At 55.7% G+C, this 18063-nt stretch carries 15 protein-coding genes; 5 read left to right on the forward strand and 10 right to left on the reverse strand.

All coding sequences use genetic code 11. The annotated features are described in order from the left end of the window. Positions 1-5 precede the first annotated feature (5 nt). The 6 genes from ABLV78_RS07665 to ABLV78_RS07690 all read right to left on the reverse strand — a co-directional run bounded on the left by ABLV78_RS07665 (position 6) and on the right by ABLV78_RS07690 (position 7946). Positions 6-1811 (reverse strand): extracellular solute-binding protein, encoded by a 1806-nt coding sequence (locus tag ABLV78_RS07665; protein WP_047043206.1) that lies wholly within the window; start codon positions 1809-1811, stop codon positions 6-8. Between the two features lie 57 nt (positions 1812-1868). Continuing rightward, entirely contained in the window at positions 1869-3431 is a 1563-nt protein-coding gene (gene pdeN, locus ABLV78_RS07670) for a cyclic di-3',5'-guanosine monophosphate phosphodiesterase PdeN (RefSeq protein ID WP_047043203.1), read from the reverse strand. A gap of 203 nt (positions 3432-3634) precedes the next feature. After that, positions 3635-4204 carry a bifunctional murein DD-endopeptidase/murein LD-carboxypeptidase gene (gene mepS, locus ABLV78_RS07675; RefSeq protein ID WP_047043201.1) on the reverse strand — a complete coding sequence of 190 codons (570 nt, stop codon included), beginning with the start codon at positions 4202-4204 and terminating at the stop codon, positions 3635-3637. Between the two features lie 426 nt (positions 4205-4630). Then, complete coding sequence (locus ABLV78_RS07680) at positions 4631-5338, reverse strand: phosphatase PAP2 family protein (protein WP_047043195.1); 708 nt, start codon at positions 5336-5338, stop codon at positions 4631-4633. Positions 5339-5380: 42 nt separating this feature from the next. Next, a complete protein-coding gene (locus ABLV78_RS07685; protein WP_059342127.1) occupies positions 5381-6358 on the reverse strand; it encodes a CobW family GTP-binding protein in 978 nt (325 codons plus the stop codon). A gap of 121 nt (positions 6359-6479) precedes the next feature. Further along, entirely contained in the window at positions 6480-7946 is a 1467-nt protein-coding gene (locus ABLV78_RS07690; protein ID WP_047044948.1) for a mannitol dehydrogenase family protein, read from the reverse strand. 206 nt (positions 7947-8152) lie between these two features. Here ABLV78_RS07690 and uxuA point away from each other — a divergent pair, with 206 nt between their 5' ends. Continuing rightward, the gene (uxuA, locus tag ABLV78_RS07695; protein WP_045376800.1) at positions 8153-9343 is read left to right on the forward strand and encodes a mannonate dehydratase; all 1191 of its coding nucleotides are present in this window, start codon (positions 8153-8155) and stop codon (positions 9341-9343) included. A 341-nt stretch (positions 9344-9684) separates the two neighbouring features. Here uxuA and yeiP read toward each other — a convergent pair whose 3' ends face one another. Then, entirely contained in the window at positions 9685-10257 is a 573-nt protein-coding gene (gene yeiP, locus ABLV78_RS07700; protein WP_015365690.1) for an elongation factor P-like protein YeiP, read from the reverse strand. A 205-nt stretch (positions 10258-10462) separates the two neighbouring features. Here yeiP and ABLV78_RS07705 point away from each other — a divergent pair, with 205 nt between their 5' ends. Next, positions 10463-10717 (forward strand): YkgJ family cysteine cluster protein, encoded by a 255-nt coding sequence (locus ABLV78_RS07705; RefSeq protein WP_045391329.1) that lies wholly within the window; start codon positions 10463-10465, stop codon positions 10715-10717. Here ABLV78_RS07705 and setB read toward each other — a convergent pair. Beyond that, on the reverse strand, positions 10714-11895 hold the full coding sequence (gene setB / locus ABLV78_RS07710; RefSeq protein WP_047044945.1) for a sugar efflux transporter SetB: 1182 nt from the start codon (positions 11893-11895) through the stop codon (positions 10714-10716). The genes ABLV78_RS07705 and setB overlap by 4 nt on opposite strands. Positions 11896-12225: 330 nt before the next feature. Here setB and fruB point away from each other — a divergent pair, with 330 nt between their 5' ends. Genes fruB through fruA form a run of 3 tightly spaced genes read left to right on the forward strand, consistent with a single transcriptional unit; the run spans position 12226 to position 16006 of the window. Continuing rightward, positions 12226-13356, forward strand: a complete 1131-nt coding sequence (gene fruB, locus ABLV78_RS07715; protein WP_047044942.1) for a fused PTS fructose transporter subunit IIA/HPr protein — start codon at positions 12226-12228, stop codon at positions 13354-13356. Next, positions 13357-14295 (forward strand): 1-phosphofructokinase, encoded by a 939-nt coding sequence (fruK, locus tag ABLV78_RS07720; protein ID WP_015365695.1) that lies wholly within the window; start codon positions 13357-13359, stop codon positions 14293-14295. Positions 14296-14311: 16 nt separating this feature from the next. Then, on the forward strand, positions 14312-16006 hold the full coding sequence (fruA, locus tag ABLV78_RS07725; RefSeq protein WP_045391316.1) for a PTS fructose transporter subunit IIBC: 1695 nt from the start codon (positions 14312-14314) through the stop codon (positions 16004-16006). Positions 16007-16059: 53 nt separating this feature from the next. Here the strand turns inward: fruA and nfo are convergent, their stop codons facing one another. Both nfo and ABLV78_RS07735 read right to left on the reverse strand, forming a co-directional pair. After that, entirely contained in the window at positions 16060-16914 is an 855-nt protein-coding gene (gene nfo / locus ABLV78_RS07730) for a deoxyribonuclease IV (protein WP_047044939.1), read from the reverse strand. 96 nt (positions 16915-17010) lie between these two features. Further along, a complete protein-coding gene (locus ABLV78_RS07735) occupies positions 17011-18060 on the reverse strand; it encodes a YeiH family protein (protein ID WP_045391310.1) in 1050 nt (349 codons plus the stop codon). Positions 18061-18063: the final 3 nt, after the last annotated feature.

Raw genomic sequence — 18063 nt, forward strand, 5'->3', positions numbered from 1 at the left:
AATCCTTAACGTCGGTCCGCGGGAAGCCTGGCGGCTTTGTTAACATCGTACCACCAGCCATCAAAACCGGAGGAGTAGGCCGGGCGTGTTTGCGGGAAGGAAAATTTATTCCAGTAAGCCGTCCTGTCCTGCGCCATATACCACATCGGCAGCATGTAATAGTTCCAGGTTAGCACCCGGTCGAGCGCGCGGCCCAGCGGCAGGAGTTTCTGTTTGTTGCCCTGCCAGCGAACGATCTGCGCAATCAGCGCGTCGACCGCCGGGTTCTGCACTCCCGGCGCGTTATAGCTGGAGTTAATATAGTCCGAGGCCCACGAAACCTGTAAACCCGTATCTGGCCAGGCGGTGGCGCGCCACAGCGAAGGCATCATGTCGTAATCGCGGCTCCGCAGTCGGCTGTTGGCCTGGGAGTTATCCACCTGACGGATATCCATCGTCACGCCTAAACGCTGTAAATTATGCTGGAACGGTAGTACCCAACTGACGTTGCCGCCGGAAGCGAGCAGCAGCTCAAAGCGCAGCGGTTTGCCGGTTTTACGGTTTACCCGCTGACGGTTTTTTAGCACCCATCCCGCCTGGTTCAACAGGGCATCTGCTTTAAGTAAATTGGCGCGATCAAACCCATCGCCGTTGGAAACGGGCGGCTGATAAATCCGGGTAAAGACCTCTGGCGGCACATCTTTTTTCAACGGCGCCAGCAAAGTGAGTTCATCGGCCTTCGGGTAATCACGAGCGGCATATTCTGTATTCTGAAAGTAACTGTTTGGTCGACTGTAGGCGCCGTAAAACAGCGCCTTATTCATCCATTCGAAATCAAATGCAAGGGTGATGGCTTCACGCACCTGGCGGTCGGCAAAGACCGGGCGCTGAGTATTAAAAGCCAGCCAGCGGGTATCCTTTGCCGAGGTAGTCGTGCGATCGTCTTTCACTATATAACCGTTGCTAAAGTTGCGCCCGATATAGCGCGTCGCCCAGTTTTTTGTCGAACTCTCCTCGCGCATATCTACCGCTCCGGCTTTGAAGGCTTCGAAAGCGACGTTATCGTCGAGATAGTAGTCGTAGCGAATCGTGTCGAAGTTCCAGCGCCCGCGGTTCACCGGCAGGTCGGCGGCCCAGTAGTTCTCGACTCGCGAATAGACAATATATTGCCCCATCCGCCAACTGCTGATGCGATAGGGGCCACTGGCGAGCGGCGGCGTTGAAAGGGGGTCGCTCAGTTTATGATGGCGCCAGAATGACGCGGGCATTATCGGCAGGGACAGCAGGCTGAGCATATTTTCTTTGCCCGGCTTGGCCAGTTCGATGCGCACCGTCAGCGGGGCGATAGCTTTGACGGTTGTCCCTTTATAAATAAGACGGAACTGCGGCACCCCTTCGGTCATAAATTTTTGAAAGGTGAAAGCAACGTCGCTGGCGGTAATCGGGCTACCGTCATGAAAGCGGGCGCGCGGGTTGAGGGTAATTTCCATCCACGAGAAATCATCGCTAAAGCGCGCGCGATCGGCAATCAGCGGGTAGTAGCTGCCCGGTTCATCGTCCGAGGTGGTAAACAGAGTGTCATACAGCGCATCGGTGCGTACGCCGGGATTACCGCGCAGGGCGTAGCGATTGAAATTGTCGAAGGTGCCAATGGCGGCAAGCGTAATACCACCGCCTTTTGGCGCATCCGGATTGACGTAATCGAAGTGATGAAAGTCAACGGCATACTTTGGCTCGCCGATAATAGCGAACGCCTCGCTCTCTTTTATGGTTTGCGCCTGGCTACTAAGGCTAAATAAAGCCAGCAGCAGCAGGCCGATGCGCGCAAACATAGTTGGAATATCATCCTCTGACCATTAACCCCGATGGTTTCGCATCATAAGCGACCCTCAGCGGCTTGTGAAATAATTTGCCGGTTCATCATGAGCGGCAACCAGTTTCTCCAGCGGCAGCGGGCGGCTGAAGCAGTAACCTTGCAGATATTTCACGCCGTGAGCGCGCAGCCATTCCGCCTGCTCCGGTGTTTCTACGCCTTCTGCCACGGTTTTCAGCTGCAGGCGGCGGCTTAGCGTTAATACCGCATCCAGGACGGGAGAGGTGACGGTTTCGGTACCGATCGCCTGCACAAAACCACGATCGATCTTCAGATAATCAAAGTTATAGCGCTCAAGATAAATTAGCGCGCTATGGCCGGTACCAAAATCATCAATAGCAATTTCGAAGCCCTGTTGGTGCAGCCACTCAAAAATAGCCATCGACCGGTTTTTATCGATCATCGAGCGCTCGGTTATTTCCAGCACGACGTCGAAGTAGTTTGCGGGTAACGCGGCAGCAAAACGTCGCATATCTTGCTGAAATTCGGCGGCATGCAGGTGGGCAGGGGAGATATTCAGGCCAAGCTTGGTGCCGCGCGGCAAAATGCGCTGCAGAGTCGGCGCATCGCGGGCAATCAACATTAACAGGTGATGGGTGAGCGGCACGATCATCTGCTGCGTTTCCGCCAGATTAATAAAGACGTCTGGCGGGATTTCACCCACCACCGGATGCCGCCAGCGCATCAGCACTTCAACGCCGCTAATCTGCAGGGTATCGGCCTTTACCACCGGCTGGTAGACCACGTAGAACTGGTTGTTTTTGATGCCCAGTTGGATCGATTTCCGCGGATCGGATTTGATCGTCAGGATGTAGTAGCTGAGTAAGCCGGCAAGCATGCCGCATACCACGCCGAGCAGCAGGGCGAACTGGGTATTCTCGCCAAACCAGCTGTTGGAAAAGAGATACACTTTTAGCGGTAGCCCCGGAACCTGAATCTGGCGTATCGGCTCATTGGGCAATGATAGCGGATCGATAATTTTGCTGCTGAAGGTCGAAATCGCAGTATGGCCGATGGCCAGCGCAATACCGTTGAAGTCATTCTGCCGTGCGGTATAGAGGATGTAAGGCGTCAGATTAGCATTGATGGATACAAAAATGCCGCTGTCTCGATCGCCGGGGTGTTGCACCCACATTGCCAACGCGGCGGTGTCCGGCATCATCGGTGTGCCCTGGAGGATGGCCATATCCAGGGGTTTATTGATATCAAGCTGCGGTATCAATTGTTTAAACGGTGTGTTCATTGCGCCGGTGGCGGATGAACAGAACGCTTTACCGTTTTTCACCAGCAGGAAGGCGCGTACGTTCGGACTGAAGGCGGCGCTGGCAGCCAGGCCGGAGTCAATATGCTCACAGGGCTGATCGAGCAGAGGCTGCAGGCCATCGATGGTTTCGCTTAAATCGGCGAAATAACTATTAAGGTAGTGACTGACGTTATTGATTATCTGATCGAAACGTTCAGAGCGGTTGTGGTAGATAACCATAAACTGGATGCTGCCGGCCAGTAGCGCGACGGCAACGCCAATGCAAATACTGGTGAGCCAGATTTTACGTCGGGGTGAAAAGTAGCGGGTTAGCATAGGCCAGAATCTGTCCGTATAATTGAATCATGCCAATGGGGTGCCAGAAGAGTATGGTTCCATTTCCTTTAAAAGGCATAGCTTGTAAAGACATAGCTTATTTTGCGGAGATCATCGGCGGAAAAGCAAAAAAACACTGCCGGGGCAGTGTTTTTTTCATTTCTTACCGTCAGCCAAGGGATAACCGACGGTAAGAAGAGGTATCAGGAACGACTCAGAACGCGACGCGCTTCGTTATAGCGCTTTTTCCAGTATGGCTCATCCAGGCTTGAGATGGTGACGCCGCTACTGGTAGAGGCATGTACAAACTGGTTGTTGCCGATGTAGATACCGACATGACGGCCCGTAGAGCCCGCACGGAACAGTACTAAATCACCGGTACGCAGTTGAGTGCGCGAAATCGATTTGCCGGAATCCTGCTGCTCGGAAGTTGAGCGCGGCAGCTCCAGACCAAATTGTTCACGGAAAGTACGCTGCACGAACGCCGAGCAATCGATCCCTTTCCGGGTGCTGCCGCCAAGGCGGTAACGCACGCCTTTCCAGCTAGCATACTGGTCCATCAAGCGGGACTTAACGTCCAGGTTGCTGACCATTTTTTCAAATTCATCCTGAGAGGCTTGCAGTGATGATAAATCTCCACTACCCACAGCATGCGTCTCAGAATGCATATTCTTGGCGGTACTTGTTGAACTACACGCGGAAAGCAGAACCGCAACTGCAATCGCGGGGACGACCCGCAAGATATATCTCAAAATCGGCTGAGATTTGACCATTATGTTTATTTTCCCTTGTTGTCCTTAACGACAATGTCGTTATAAAAAATGCCAAACGTGGTAGAGCCTAGATTCCAGAAAGCAATGAGACAATTCCTTAAGCCTAAAAATGTGGAGTACCGCACAAATTTATTCAAATGATGAATTGTGTTGCCTGGAAGGGCAAAACGAGAAAGAGATTACCCTATCAAACGTGGGATGGCGAGCGGTTTTGCGCGATTTCTTATAAGTATTTTTGCGACAAAAAGTGAATCATCGGCAAAGGGAAAAATAGCGCCTTTTTTGGCTGAAAAATATGCAATATCTTCATTTCAATGATGATTAATGTGACAGGAAGATGATGTCGCGAATAAATCATCAGCAAATATAAAAAAAGGGGTCAGAACGACCCCTTATGGATAATATTAATAAAATGTAAAAATGATCTTATTTTTTTGCTATTCCACCCGGAAGCGAACGGTCAAACCAGGCGATCAACTTATCGGAAAGCGAGGTCATTAATACCCACGGCGCGCCTATCAGCACCGCGCTGAGCGACCCTACGGCAATATCGGTGAACCAATGGGCGCCGATCATCACTCGCGGGAAAGCAAAAACCACAAAAATAACCAGTGCAATGATAAATGCCCGGCGGCCGAAATATCGCCACATAAACGAGGCGAAAATGAGCAACATCATGCCGTGGTCGCCCGGGAAGCTATCTTTTGAAGCGTCTTTGGTTGGCAGTGAGACCACGTCGCTGACTTTCGTAATATCCGTAAAGAACAACGAAGGGCTGGCGCGCTGTACCGGCATCAGATGCTGGGCAAGTTGATTGATAATCACCGCCGCGAGCAACATCACCAGCCCCATAAGGATAATGCGACGGCGTTCAGCGCTCTGCGCTTTGATCCAGAAACTGAGCATCAGACAGCCCATCGCCAGCAGCGAGCAGGCGTCGAACGCGCGATTGTTGATAATGGCTAACAGCCAGGCATACGCGCGGTTGGTGCTGACGCCCTGGTTAAAGAAGTGAAAAATAGCCGAGTCAAGCGGGAACCAGAAACCGTGATTTGCCGGTAGATACCAGGAACAAAATAAGGCTACGCCCGCGACGTTCAGCAGCAAGATAAGGGGGATACGGTTTTTAGTCATAACAGATGCGATTTTTTTAAACAGCGGCCAAACATAGCCGCATTAACTTAAACGAAGCTTCAACAGCGAGGACTGCAGGGCATTCCAGTCAACTTCTGACTCGGAAATCAGTTCGATGCGGCTATCCGGCGGCGGCGCGTTTTGGGTTTCGATGTGTAGATCGAGCCCCTGACGGTTGATACGCACCAATCCTTCAGCAATACGCATCACGCCTTTCACCCGGCCAACCGGCGCCAGGCGCGCCCATTCCAGCAACCCAACGGTGTCAAATTGGGTATCAGCATCAAAAATCCAGCCGCAGGCATGGTATCCCTGGCCGCTGTTAACACTGCGACGCCAGCGTTGATGCGCCGGTAGATTCAACGCCGCCAGACCCTGCTTTTGCCCGTGACTATGCACGTGGTCCGGGCTTGCCGGCAGCGGGGCGGTGTTACGGCGCGGGAGATCCAGCAGCGCGAGCTTGATATTCCCCTGGGTGGCGTTTACCTGCAGGCGCTCCCCGGCGTACTGCCGCCACCAGTTGGCAAAAGCGGCATCGCTTTCCGGCGTCGCCCGATCGCTTTTATTGGCGACGATGACATCGGCTGCGGCCAGCTGATCGCGGAAATTATCATTGGCCACGATCTTTTCCTCCAACAGCTGGCGCGGATCGAGAATGCACAGCGTCGCGCGCAGATCGATCCACGGTTCATAGACGGCGGCGGTGAGGATATCGAGAATTTGCTTCGGATGGCCCAGCCCGGTAGGCTCAATCAACAGACGGTCAGGTTTTCCCTGGCGCAACAGCGTATTGAGCCCAACCTGCATCGGCAGACCGTTGACGCAGCACATGCAGCCGCCGGGGATCTCTTTTAGCAACGCGCCGCTTTCCGCCAGCAGGGCGCCGTCGATGCCGACTTCCCCAAACTCGTTGACCAGCACGGCCCATTTTTCATCCGCAGGTTTATTGGCCAGTAGATGAAGAATTGAGGTCGTCTTGCCGCTGCCGAGAAAGCCCGTGATCAGGTTAGTTTTGGTCACAATTTCTCCAGCACAGAAATGTAATGTTGTAACAGTTGCGACTATCCTGACGAAAAAAGGGGAAAAAGAGAAGGGATACTGCGGACAGAAATGCATTCTGTCCGCTAAACAGCAGAAATTGTTAACTGCGTAGCGCCTTAGCCACGGCTTCGCGGGCGCCTGATTTAACCAACTGATGCCAGGCTGCAGTGACGTCGGCAACAAACTGCGGATTGCCCGGTAGATCCTTGCCAAATATCTCTTCGAGGCTGAGCAGGGCGCTGACGCGCTCTTCTTGCTGGCTGGCGTCAACCAACTGTTTGATTTTGTCGACCAGCGGGTCGCGCACATCAATGGCTTGCCCGGCGTCGTCGACGCCGCTTACATAACGCATCCAGCCAGCCACGCCCAGCGCCAGCAGCGGCCAGCGGCTGCCGTTTGCCAGATGAACGCGAATACTATCGAGCATGCGCTGCGGCAGCTTTTGGCTGCCGTCCATGGCGATTTGCCAGGTACGATGCTTTAACGCCGGATTGGCGAAGCGCGTTATCAGGCTGTCAGCATAGGCAACTAAATCCACGCCGGTAATCGATAGCGTTGGCGCTTGTTCATCAAGCATCAGGCGGCGTGCGGCATGGCGGAAAACATCATCCTGCATACAGTCGCTCACATGCGCGTGCCCTGCCAGATAGCCCAGCCAGGCGAGGAAAGAGTGGCTACCGTTGAGCATCCGCAGTTTCATTTGTTCCCACGGCAGGACGTCGCGGGTCATCTGTACGCCCGCCGTTTCCCAGGCCGGGCGCCCGGCGACAAAATTATCTTCCACCACCCATTGAATAAACGGTTCGCAGCTGATGGCGCAGGGATCTTCAACGCCCAGCACGGAGACAATCTCCGCCAGCGATTCTTCGGTGGCGGCCGGTACGATGCGGTCAACCATAGTGCCGGGGAAGCTGACATGTTCAGCAATCCAGTCGGCCAGCTCCTGACTACGTTTCTCAGCCATGCCGAGAACGGCGTTTTTCACGACGTGACCATTGTCGGGAATATTGTCGCAGGAGAGTACGGTGAAGGGAGCGAGTCCGCGTTCGCGGCGACGATTGAGCGCTTCAACTAAAATACCGGGAGCCGACTGCGGCAGCGTCGGGTTTTCCAGATCGTGAACGATACGCGGCTGGGTTGGATCCAGTTTACCGGTCGCCGGATCGATGCAGTAACCTTTCTCAGTGATCGTCAGCGAAACGATAGCCACCTGCGGTTCGCAGAATTTCTCGATAATCGCCGCCAGCGAATCCAGTCTGGCGTTCAGGCATTCATGTACTGCGCCAACCACGATCGGCTGGTTACCCTCAGCGCCTTTTTCCAGCACCGTAAACAGGTGGTCCTGCGCACGCAGTTGGCTCATCAGCTTATCGCCGCTGAACAGGCTGATTTCACAAATTCCCCAGTCGCCGCCGCCGGCGTTAAGCACCCGGTCGGTTAGCAGCGCCTGATGCGCGCGGTGAAACGCGCCAAAACCAAGGTGCACGATACGCGAGCGCAATTGGCGGCGATCGTACTGCGGAAGTTGCACGCCTGCTGGCAGCGCGGCGGTAGCGATAGTTGTCATTTTTATACACCTGATTAACCAATGATTAACATCACGCAGTGTAAAGTTATATGACAGCAATTTAAATTGGTAAGCCGAATTTATCCGCTTAGTGTGAGCTGGATCAATCAATGCTACGGGCGAAATTGACCATTCAGCAGAAGCATGTATGGTAGTCGTCATGATGTTTCACATTATTGGTATAACAACTTAAAGAGGGCATTGCGATGGAGCAAACCTGGCGTTGGTATGGACCGAACGATCCGGTATCGCTTGATGATGTGCGCCAGGCGGGCGCCACGGGTGTCGTGACGGCGTTGCATCATATTCCGAATGGCCAGGTCTGGCCGGTAGACGAGATTCAACAGCGTTTAGCGCTGCTGGCGGAAAAAGGCCTGAGCTGGTCGGTGGTCGAAAGTATCCCGGTGCATGAGGATATCAAAACCCACAGCGGACAATATGATAAGTGGATTGCCAACTACCAGCAGAGCATCCGCAATCTGGCGGCCTGCGGTATTGATACCGTGTGCTATAACTTCATGCCGATTCTGGACTGGACGCGTACCGATCTGGAATATCAGCTGGCCGATGGCTCCAAAGCGCTGCGTTTTGACCAGATTGCTTTCGCCGCTTTTGAACTGCACATCCTTAAACGCCCGGGCGCCGAAGCTGACTACAGCGCTGAAGAGCAGCAGCAGGCTGACGTTTACTTCAAGGCGATGAGCGCGGCGGATATCGACAAGCTGACCCGCAATATCATTGCCGGTCTGCCGGGAGCGGAAGAGGGCTATACCCTCGATCAGTTCCGCGCGCGGCTGGCGGAGTATGACCACATCGATAAAGCGCAGCTGCGTGAGAACATGGCCTACTTCCTGCGGGCGATTGTGCCGGTGTGCGAAGAAGTCGGCGTGCGCCTGGCGGTTCACCCGGACGATCCGCCGCGTCCGATCCTCGGCCTGCCGCGTATCGTGTCGACGATCGACGATATGCAGTGGTTGAAAGAGACGGTAGACAGCATTTATAACGGCTTTACCATGTGTACCGGATCCTACGGCGTGCGCGCCGATAACGATCTGGTGAAGATGGTGGAAACCTTCGGCGATCGTATCCACTTTACCCATTTGCGCTCTACCTGCCGTGAAGAAAATCCAAAAACCTTCCACGAGGCGGCGCACCTGAACGGCGACGTCAATATGGTGGCGGTGGTCAATGCTATCCTGAGCGAAGAGCTGCGTCGTAAGAAAGCCGGCGATCTGCGCCCGATCCCGTTCCGTCCGGATCACGGCCATCAGATGCTTGACGATCTGCGTAAGAAAACCAACCCCGGTTATTCGGCGATTGGCCGTCTGAAAGGCATGGCGGAAGTGCGCGGGGTTGAGCTGGCGCTGAAGATGACCAAATACCCTGAGCTGCTGTAATCATGGCGTGAGGGAAAGCAAAAGGACAGCCAACGGCTGTCCTTTTTTGTGCCTGATATCGGCAGCGAGTAGCCTGGATAAGGAGCGCAGCGCCGCCATCCGGGACATTCCCCGGCCTGCGCTACGCTTAGCCGGGCTACCGAACTGCCCCGGCCTTCCGGGAACGTCTCAGCGATTTTGAGGCCACCAACACCGGCAGTTTCAGTAACCATGGGTACAAAATAGAGATCTTAAGCTCACAATGGCACGAACCGTAGCCCGGATAAGGCGCGCAGCGCCGCCATCCGGGAACAGACCCGGCCTGCGCGACGCGGGGCCGGGCAACCGTCAGAGGAGGGGGGTTAGTCCGCGCGGCCCATATAGCGGCACTCTTCGATATGAATGCGGATTTTCTCACCGCTGGTCAGGTATTCCGGAACCTGAATGACCAGCCCGGTGCTCATAGTGGCCGGTTTGGTGCGCGAGCTGGCGGAAGCGCCTTTGATACCCGGTGCGGTTTCTACGATTTCCAGGTCAACGGTCTGCGGCAGCTCCAGCGCCAACAGCTGGCCATCCCAGGTCAGAACCTGCATATCCGGCATGCCGCCTTCCGGGATAAACTGTAGCTCTTCTTCGATCTGCTCTTTGGTGAAGGTATACGGGGTATAGTCTTCTTTATCCATGAATACATATTCGTTGCCATCGACGTAGGAGAAATCAACGAAACGACGGGTCAGGGTGACGGTATCAACAATATCGTCGCCCTTAAAACGCTCTTCTACTTTCAGGCCGGTACGCACGTCGGAAAAACGCATTTTATACAGCGTTGCTGCGCCACGGGCGCTTGGCGACTGAATATCAATATTTTTAACAATCAGCAGTTTGCCGTTGTAATTCAGCACCATACCTTTTTTAATTTCATTCGCTCTTGGCATTGCAGTAATCCTGTCACTTAAAGGGTCAAAAATATCGCGTAAAACTACTCGCGCCGGGCCTTTCAGGCAAGCGGAATTCGCGACTTTTGCTATCTCCTGGCAAATCTTCGATCGGCGCTGCTGAAAAAGCCGTTTCGCCAGCTTCAGCTTTCCTGATAGCCGATATTTTGCTACTGTCCGCCTCCCACTCATTAAGGAGTCAGGTATGGAATGTCGCCCGGACTGCGGAGCCTGTTGCACCGCGCCGTCCATCTCAAGCCCCATTCCCGGAATGCCTGACGGCAAGCCGGCAAATACACCGTGCGTGCAGCTGGATGAACATCTGCGTTGCAAGATTTTTGCCTCGCCGCTGCGCCCTAAAGTCTGCGCGGGTTTACAACCGACGGCGGAAATGTGCGGCAGCACGCGTCAGCAGGCGATGGCTTATCTCATTCATCTCGAAGCGCTGACTGCGCCCTAAACGTCTTTAATACGCCACAGGCAGACCTGGGCGATAATTCCCATCACTAGCGCAATCCAGAATACCGCGTGATAGCTCCAGATTTCCGCGACGACGCCCGCTAGCGAGCCGGCGATGATCCAGCCGACGCGCGTGGTATTGGTATAGAGCGTGGTCGCCGCGCCCGCCTGGCCCGGCATCAGATCCTGAAAATAGAGCATACCGATACCGGCGAGGATCCCGATGTAAATCGCGTTCAGCGCCTGCATCCCCAGCAGCAGGGCCGGGGTATGGACGGTCAGTATACCGATATAAAACAGCAGCCCTGCAAGCGCGGCAATGCGCATCAGCAAGCGCTTACCAAAGCGTTTCGCGTAATACCCGGCAATCAGCATGGTGGGGATTTCCAGCCCGGCGGCGGTCCCCATCATCAGCCCGGCCAGTTTCTCCGGCAGATGAAGTTCATTAATGATAAACAGCGGCATATTAATGATATAGAGGCTGTTGGTGCCCCACATTAACGTACAGATGCTGAACAGCAGCAGCGCGTCGCGGCGGTTGGTGCGCGGCGCTTCGAGATGACCAACGGCGGTTTTGCTCTCTTTACGCATGCTGGGCAGGAAAAACCAGACCATCAGCGCGCAGATAATAAACGCCACGGCGGCGCTGAGATACATCACGGTAAAACCAAAACCCATCGCCAGCGCGTAGGCCAGCGGTGGGCCGATTACCCACGCCAGCGAGACCTGCGCGCGCAGAATGGAGCTGAACATCACCGCCTCGCGCCCGGTTTTGTCCGCGTGTTCGCGAGCGAGGGCGAACATTTGCGGGTTGGCGGTAGAGCCAAAACTACTGAGAAAGACGCCGACGAACAGCAGAATAAAGTAGTTGCGGTTCCAGGCGAACAGCACGCAGGCCAGCACCCCCAGCAGGCAGCAGGCGACAATCAGCTGCTTGCGATCGCCTTTACGATCGGAACGCCCGGCAAGAAACTGGCTTACCAGAATACCGATGACCGCGCTGCCGGTAAAAAAGAAGCCGACCATTGCCGGGCGCACGTGCACCTCATTGGTCAAAAACAGGCTCAGGGTCGGGGTTTGTAAGGCCCCGGCGATCCCCGTCAGAAAGGCGACGATAAGAAAAGCGGAGGAGGTTAAGTCGAACCCGCGGCGGGGAAGGGCGGCGCTACTGTTTTGCATGCTGGAATATCGTTGGTTTCAGAAGAGGCGAAGTTTACGCCGACACCCATAAAATAAATAGTGGTATGGCACGAAAAATTAAAAAGGCGTTTCAAATTATGTCGTTCAGCAAAATGCTGAAGCCAATGGCGGATTTCACTATTAGCTTCAGCAAAAATGTGCGGTATCTCTAAATTCTGTTATCAGCCTTCGGAGTTTACTTGCGCAGTGCACAATAAAGGTACAGACTCATTGAAACGTTTCAGCGTCATCAGAGTATTATCCAATCATCGGGTGGCGTATTTTTTCTCATGTTAGCTGAAACGATTCAATTCAGCGGAGAGGAGAACTATGTTCCAGTTATCTGTTCAGGATATTCATCCCGGCCAGCAGGCCGCGAATAAAGAAGAGGCAATACGTCAGATTGCTGGCGCGCTGGTTAGCGCGGGTAATGTGGCTGACGGCTACGTTAACGGTATGCTTGCCCGCGAGCAGCAGACCTCCACTTTCCTCGGCAATGGCATCGCCATCCCGCACGGCACCACCGATACCCGCGACCAGGTTCTGAAAACGGGTGTACAGGTGTATCAGTTCCCGCAGGGCGTGACCTGGGGAGAAGGACAAACCGCTTATGTGGCGATCGGCATTGCCGCCAGCTCCGACGAGCACCTTGGTCTGCTGCGTCAGTTGACGCACGTTCTGAGCGACGACTCGGTGGCTGAACAGCTGAGAACCGCCACTACGGCAGAAGAACTGCGCGCTCTGCTGATGGGCGAAAAGCAAAGCGAAGCGCTGAAGCTCGACAACGAAACCTTGAGCCTGGACGTGGTCGCCAACGATCTGCTGACGCTGCAGGCGCTGAACGCCGCGCGGCTGAAAGAGGCGGGCGCGGTAAACGCCGATTTCGTCAGCCGCACCATTAACGATGCGCCGCTCAACCTGGGTCAGGGGATCTGGTTGAACGACTGTGCGGAAGGCAACTTGCGTAGCGCTATCGCCGTGAGTCGCGCCGCCAACGTGTTTACCGCTGACGGGCAGCCGGTGGCGCTGCTGATCACCGTCGCGATGGCCGATGAGCAGCCGACCGCGGTGCTTAATCGCCTGAGCAATCTGCTCATTGATAAAAAAGCGGAGCATCTGCTGAAAGCCGACGCCGCCACGCTGCTGGCGCTGCTGACCAGCGACGACGCCATTGCTGAAGACGTGCTGAATGCTGAATTTGTAGTACGCAACGAGCACGGGCTGCACGCGCGTCCGGGCACGATGTTGGTCAATACGATTAAACAATTCTCCAGCGACATTACCGTCACCAACCTCGACGGTTCCGGCAAGCCGGCCAATGGCCGCAGCCTGATGAAGGTCGTAGCGCTGGGTGTGAAAAAAGGTCACCGTCTGCGTTTTACCGCGCAGGGTGAAGATGCGCAACAAGCGCTGGATGCGATTGGCGAAGCGATCGCCGCAGGCCTTGGGGAGGGCGCATAAATGAGCAGACGTGTAGCAACGATTACTTTAAATCCGGCATACGACCTGGTGGGCTTCACCCCGGAAATCGAACGTGGCGAAGTGAACCTCGTGCGCACCACCGGCCTGCATGCGGCAGGTAAAGGTATTAACGTGGCGAAAGTGCTGAAAGATCTCGGCATCGACGTCACCGTCGGCGGCTTCCTCGGAAAAGATAACCAGGATGGCTTCCAGCAGCTGTTCAGCGAGCTGGGCATCGCCAACCGCTTCCAGGTGGTGCAGGGGCGTACCCGTATTAACGTCAAGCTGACGGAAAAAGACGGCGAAGTGACCGATTTCAACTTCTCCGGTTTTGAAGTAACCCCGGCGGACTGGGAGCGTTTCGTTAATGATTCTCTGAGCTGGCTGGGGCAGTTCGATATGGTTTGCGTCAGCGGCAGCCTGCCGTCCGGCGTAAGTCCGGAGGCCTTCACCGACTGGATGACGCGCCTGCGCAGCCAGTGTCCGTGCATTATTTTCGATAGCAGCCGCGAAGCGCTGGTCGCCGGACTGAAAGCCGCGCCGTGGCTGGTAAAACCAAACCGCCGCGAGCTGGAAATCTGGGCTGGCCGCAAGCTGCCGGAGATGAAAGATGTCATCGACGCCGCTCATGCGCTACGCGAGCAAGGTATCGCCCACGTGGTGATTTCGCTGGGCGAAGAGGGCGCGCTGTGGGTCAACGCCTCCGGCGAATGGATTGCTAAACCGCCTTCAGTCGAGGTCGTCAGCACCGTAGGCGCCGGTGATTCGATGGTCGGCGGCCTGATTTACGGCCTGCTGATGCGTGAATCCAGCGAGCATACCCTGCGTCTGGCGACTGCCGTCGCCGCCCTGGCCGTCAGCCAGAGCAACGTTGGCATTACCGATCGTACCCAGTTGGCCGCAATGATGGCGCGCGTCGACTTACAACCCTTTAATTGACAGCAGGAGAGGCATAATGAAAACGCTGCTGATTATTGATGCCGGGCTTGGACAGGCTCGCGCCTACATGGCGAAGACCCTGCTCAGCGCCGCGGCGCAGAAAGCGCACCTTGAGCTGATTGATAACCCGAACGATGCTGAACTGGCCATCGTGCTGGGAACCGCGCTGCCGGCTGACAGCGCGCTGAACGGTAAAAACGTCTATCTGGGCGATATTAACCGTGCAGTCGCTCATCCGGAATTGTTCCTCGGCGAAGCGAAAGACCACGCTAAGCCGTACGTTGCGCCAGCGGCGGTAGCCGTTCCGGCCGCCGCTCAGGGGCAGAAACGTATTGTCGCCGTTACCGCTTGTCCGACCGGCGTTGCTCATACCTTTATGGCGGCGGAAGCCATCGAAACCGAAGCCAAAAAACGCGGCTGGTGGGTGAAAGTGGAAACCCGTGGCTCCGTGGGGGCGGGTAATGCCATTACTCCGGAAGAGGTGGAGCAGGCGGATCTGGTCATCGTCGCCGCCGACATTGAAGTCGATCTGGCGAAGTTCGCCGGTAAACCGATGTATCGCACCACCACCGGCCTGGCGCTGAAGAAAACCGCGCAGGAGCTGGATAAAGCCGTTGCGGAAGCGAAGCCGTACCAGCCATCCGGCAAACCGCAGGCGTCCGGTGAAGGTAAAAAAGAGTCGGCTGGCGCCTATCGTCACCTGCTGACCGGCGTATCCTACATGCTGCCGATGGTGGTCGCGGGCGGGCTGTGTATCGCGCTGTCGTTCGCGTTTGGTATTAAAGCGTTTGAAGTGAAAGACACCATGGCGGCGGCGTTGATGCAAATCGGCGGCGGTTCAGCCTTTGCGCTGATGGTGCCGGTACTAGCGGGCTTTATCGCTTTCTCCATCGCTGACCGTCCGGGTCTGACGCCTGGTCTTATCGGCGGTATGCTGGCCGTCAGCGGCGGCTCCGGCTTTATCGGCGGTATTATCGCCGGTTTCCTTGCCGGTTATGTGGCGAAGTTAATCAGCACCAAGCTGAAGCTGCCGCAGAGTATGGAAGCGTTGAAGCCGATTCTGATCATTCCGCTGATTTCCAGCCTGATTGTCGGCCTGGCAATGATCTACCTGATTGGCAAACCGGTGGCGGGTATCCTGGCCTGGCTGACCCACTGGCTGCAAACCATGGGGACGGCGAACGCGGTGCTGCTGGGCGCGATCCTCGGCGGTATGATGTGTACCGATATGGGTGGGCCGGTGAACAAAGCGGCTTATGCTTTCGGTGTGGGTCTGTTGAGTACCCAAACCTATGCGCCGATGGCGGCGATCATGGCGGCCGGTATGGTGCCACCGCTGGCGCTTGGCCTGGCAACGCTGATTGCTCGTAACAAGTTCGATAAATCGCAGCGTGAAGGCGGTAAAGCGGCGCTGGTTCTGGGGCTGTGCTTTATCACCGAAGGGGCGATTCCATTCGCCGCACGTGACCCGATGCGCGTACTGCCTTGCTGTATCGTTGGCGGCGCGGTGACCGGCGCTATCTCGATGGCGGTAGGCGCGAAACTGATGGCGCCGCACGGCGGTCTGTTCGTCCTGCTGATCCCTGGCGCCATCACTCCGGTGCTGGGTTATCTGCTGGCGATTATTGCCGGTACGCTGGTCGCGGGTCTCTCTTACGCGGTGCTGAAGCGCCCGGAAGCGCCGGCAGCGGAAGTTGAAAAAGCGGCGTAATATCAGCGCAATAGAAAAGGGCCGATTCATCGGCCCTTTTTTTGTTCCTGAATTCAGGCCACTTCGGCGGTCTGCTGCGCCCGCAGCCAGGCAATTTCTTCCGCCCAGATATCCGGGTTAATGGTTTCCAGAATCAGCGGGATACCATCGAAACGGTTATCCTGCATGATCCAACGAAAAGCATCATGGCCGATATTGCCTTCACCGAGGCTATGGTGACGGTCGACGCGGCTGCCAAAAGTGCTTTTGGCATCATTGAGGTGCATGCCGCGCAGATACTGGAAGCCGACGATCCGTTCGAATTCGGCAAAGGTCTTTTCACACACCTCCGCGCTGCGTAGGTCATAACCGGCGGCGAAAGCGTGGCAGGTATCAATGCAGACGCCAACGCGGGATTTGTCTTCAACGCCGTCAATGATGGCGGCCAGATGTTCAAATTTAAAACCAAGATTGCTGCCCTGACCGGCGGTATTTTCGATAACCGCGGTCACGCCTTCGGTTTTCGCCAGCGCGATGTTGATGGATTCAGCGATACGCGCCAGGCATTCATCTTCCGGGATCTGCTGCAGGTGGCTGCCCGGATGGAAGTTGAGCAGCGTTAATCCCAACTGCTGGCAGCGGGTTAATTCATCGATAAACGCCTCGCGGGATTTCTCCAGCGCTTCTTCGACCGGATGACCGAGGTTAATCAGGTAGCTGTCGTGCGGCAGGATCTGCCCCGGGCCGAAGTGATATTTTTCGCAGGCGGCTTTGAATTCGGCAATCGCGTCATTGGTGAGCGGCGCGGCGCGCCATTGACGCTGATTTTTGGTGAACAGGGCGAAGGCGGTCGCTTCGATTTCGGCGGCGCGGATGGCGGCATTGGCCAGCCCGCCGGAGGCGCTTACGTGCGCTCCAATGTATTTCATAAAAAAACTCCAGTTAAGCCGCTGGGGGGAGGGTAATGATAGCGGCTTAACCGGAGAGTTACAGCAATGAATGAATATCGACGAGAAACTTACTGCTTAGCCAATCAGGTGGTGGATAGCGAAGTTAATCGCGCCGCCGCCAACAATCAGCCAGACGAACAGCACCAGCGCCATCAGCAACGGCTTAGCGCCGGCTTTTTTCAGCGCGCTGACGTGGGTTGTTAAGCCCAGCGCGGCCATTGCCATTGCCAGCAGTACGGTATCAAGCGTGACCAGCATATCGACGACGGCTTTCGGCAGCAGGTGGAAGGAGTTAAACACCGCCACCAGAATAAACAGGATGGCAAACCACGGAATGGTGATTTTGCTCTTTTCGCCGTTACCGGCTGGCGCCAGCTGTTTCACACGAGCGGCGATGAACAGCAGGAACGGAGCCAGCATCATCACGCGCAGCATTTTGGCGATAACCGCGGCATTTTCGGCGTCCGGGCTAACCGCGTGACCGGCGGCAACCACCTGCGCGACTTCATGCATGGTGGAGCCCATATAGATGCCATAGGTTTCCGGAGTGAACCAGTGCGCCAGCAGCGGATACATCGCCGGGTAGAGGAAGATGGCGATGGTACCAAAGATAACTACTGTCGCCACGGCGACCGTCACTTTACTGGCTTCAGCTTTGACGACCGGTTCGGTGGCCAGAACCGCCGCGGCGCCGCAGATGCTGCTACCGGCGCCGATAAGCCAACTGGTGTGTTTATCGAGACCGAAGACCTTCTGCCCGAGGAAACAGGCGATAAAGAAGGTGCTGGAAAGCGTCAGTACGTCAATCAGGATCCCGCTGACGCCGACGTCAGCAATCTGGGCGAACGTCAAACGAAAACCGTACAGAATGATCCCCAGGCGCAGCAGATGCTGCTTGGCGAAAATCACCCCGCCATCGCAGGACTGCCAAATCTTTGGATAAACGGTGTTACCGACCACCATGCCGAACAAGATAGCCAGCGTCAGCGCGCTGAAGCCCGCGCCGGCGATAGCAGGAAAACTGCCTGCCCACAGGGCGGCGCCGGTCAACGCGGCGGTCAGCGCCAGGCCTGGGACGAAATGCCACAGGGTGCGATGTTTAGTGGGTAAAGTGAGTGCTGTCATAAC

Origin of the sequence: Klebsiella sp. CN_Kp075 (genome assembly GCF_040065055.2) — a bacterium.
Lineage (GTDB): Bacteria > Pseudomonadota > Gammaproteobacteria > Enterobacterales > Enterobacteriaceae > Klebsiella > Klebsiella aerogenes.

Coding starts and splice junctions, on each gene's coding strand:
- ABLV78_RS07735 (WP_045391310.1), bottom strand. CDS start 18,060: ATGACAGCACTCACTTTACCCACTAAACATCGCACCCTGTGGCATTTC.
- pdeN (WP_047043203.1), bottom strand. CDS start 3,431: ATGCTAACCCGCTACTTTTCACCCCGACGTAAAATCTGGCTCACCAGT.
- fruB (WP_047044942.1), top strand. CDS start 12,226: ATGTTCCAGTTATCTGTTCAGGATATTCATCCCGGCCAGCAGGCCGCG.
- ABLV78_RS07665 (WP_047043206.1), bottom strand. CDS start 1,811: ATGTTTGCGCGCATCGGCCTGCTGCTGCTGGCTTTATTTAGCCTTAGT.
- setB (WP_047044945.1), bottom strand. CDS start 11,895: ATGCAAAACAGTAGCGCCGCCCTTCCCCGCCGCGGGTTCGACTTAACC.
- ABLV78_RS07680 (WP_047043195.1), bottom strand. CDS start 5,338: ATGACTAAAAACCGTATCCCCCTTATCTTGCTGCTGAACGTCGCGGGC.
- uxuA (WP_045376800.1), top strand. CDS start 8,153: ATGGAGCAAACCTGGCGTTGGTATGGACCGAACGATCCGGTATCGCTT.
- yeiP (WP_015365690.1), bottom strand. CDS start 10,257: ATGCCAAGAGCGAATGAAATTAAAAAAGGTATGGTGCTGAATTACAAC.
- ABLV78_RS07690 (WP_047044948.1), bottom strand. CDS start 7,946: ATGACAACTATCGCTACCGCCGCGCTGCCAGCAGGCGTGCAACTTCCG.
- fruA (WP_045391316.1), top strand. CDS start 14,312: ATGAAAACGCTGCTGATTATTGATGCCGGGCTTGGACAGGCTCGCGCC.
- nfo (WP_047044939.1), bottom strand. CDS start 16,914: ATGAAATACATTGGAGCGCACGTAAGCGCCTCCGGCGGGCTGGCCAAT.
- ABLV78_RS07705 (WP_045391329.1), top strand. CDS start 10,463: ATGGAATGTCGCCCGGACTGCGGAGCCTGTTGCACCGCGCCGTCCATC.
- fruK (WP_015365695.1), top strand. CDS start 13,357: ATGAGCAGACGTGTAGCAACGATTACTTTAAATCCGGCATACGACCTG.
- mepS (WP_047043201.1), bottom strand. CDS start 4,204: ATGGTCAAATCTCAGCCGATTTTGAGATATATCTTGCGGGTCGTCCCC.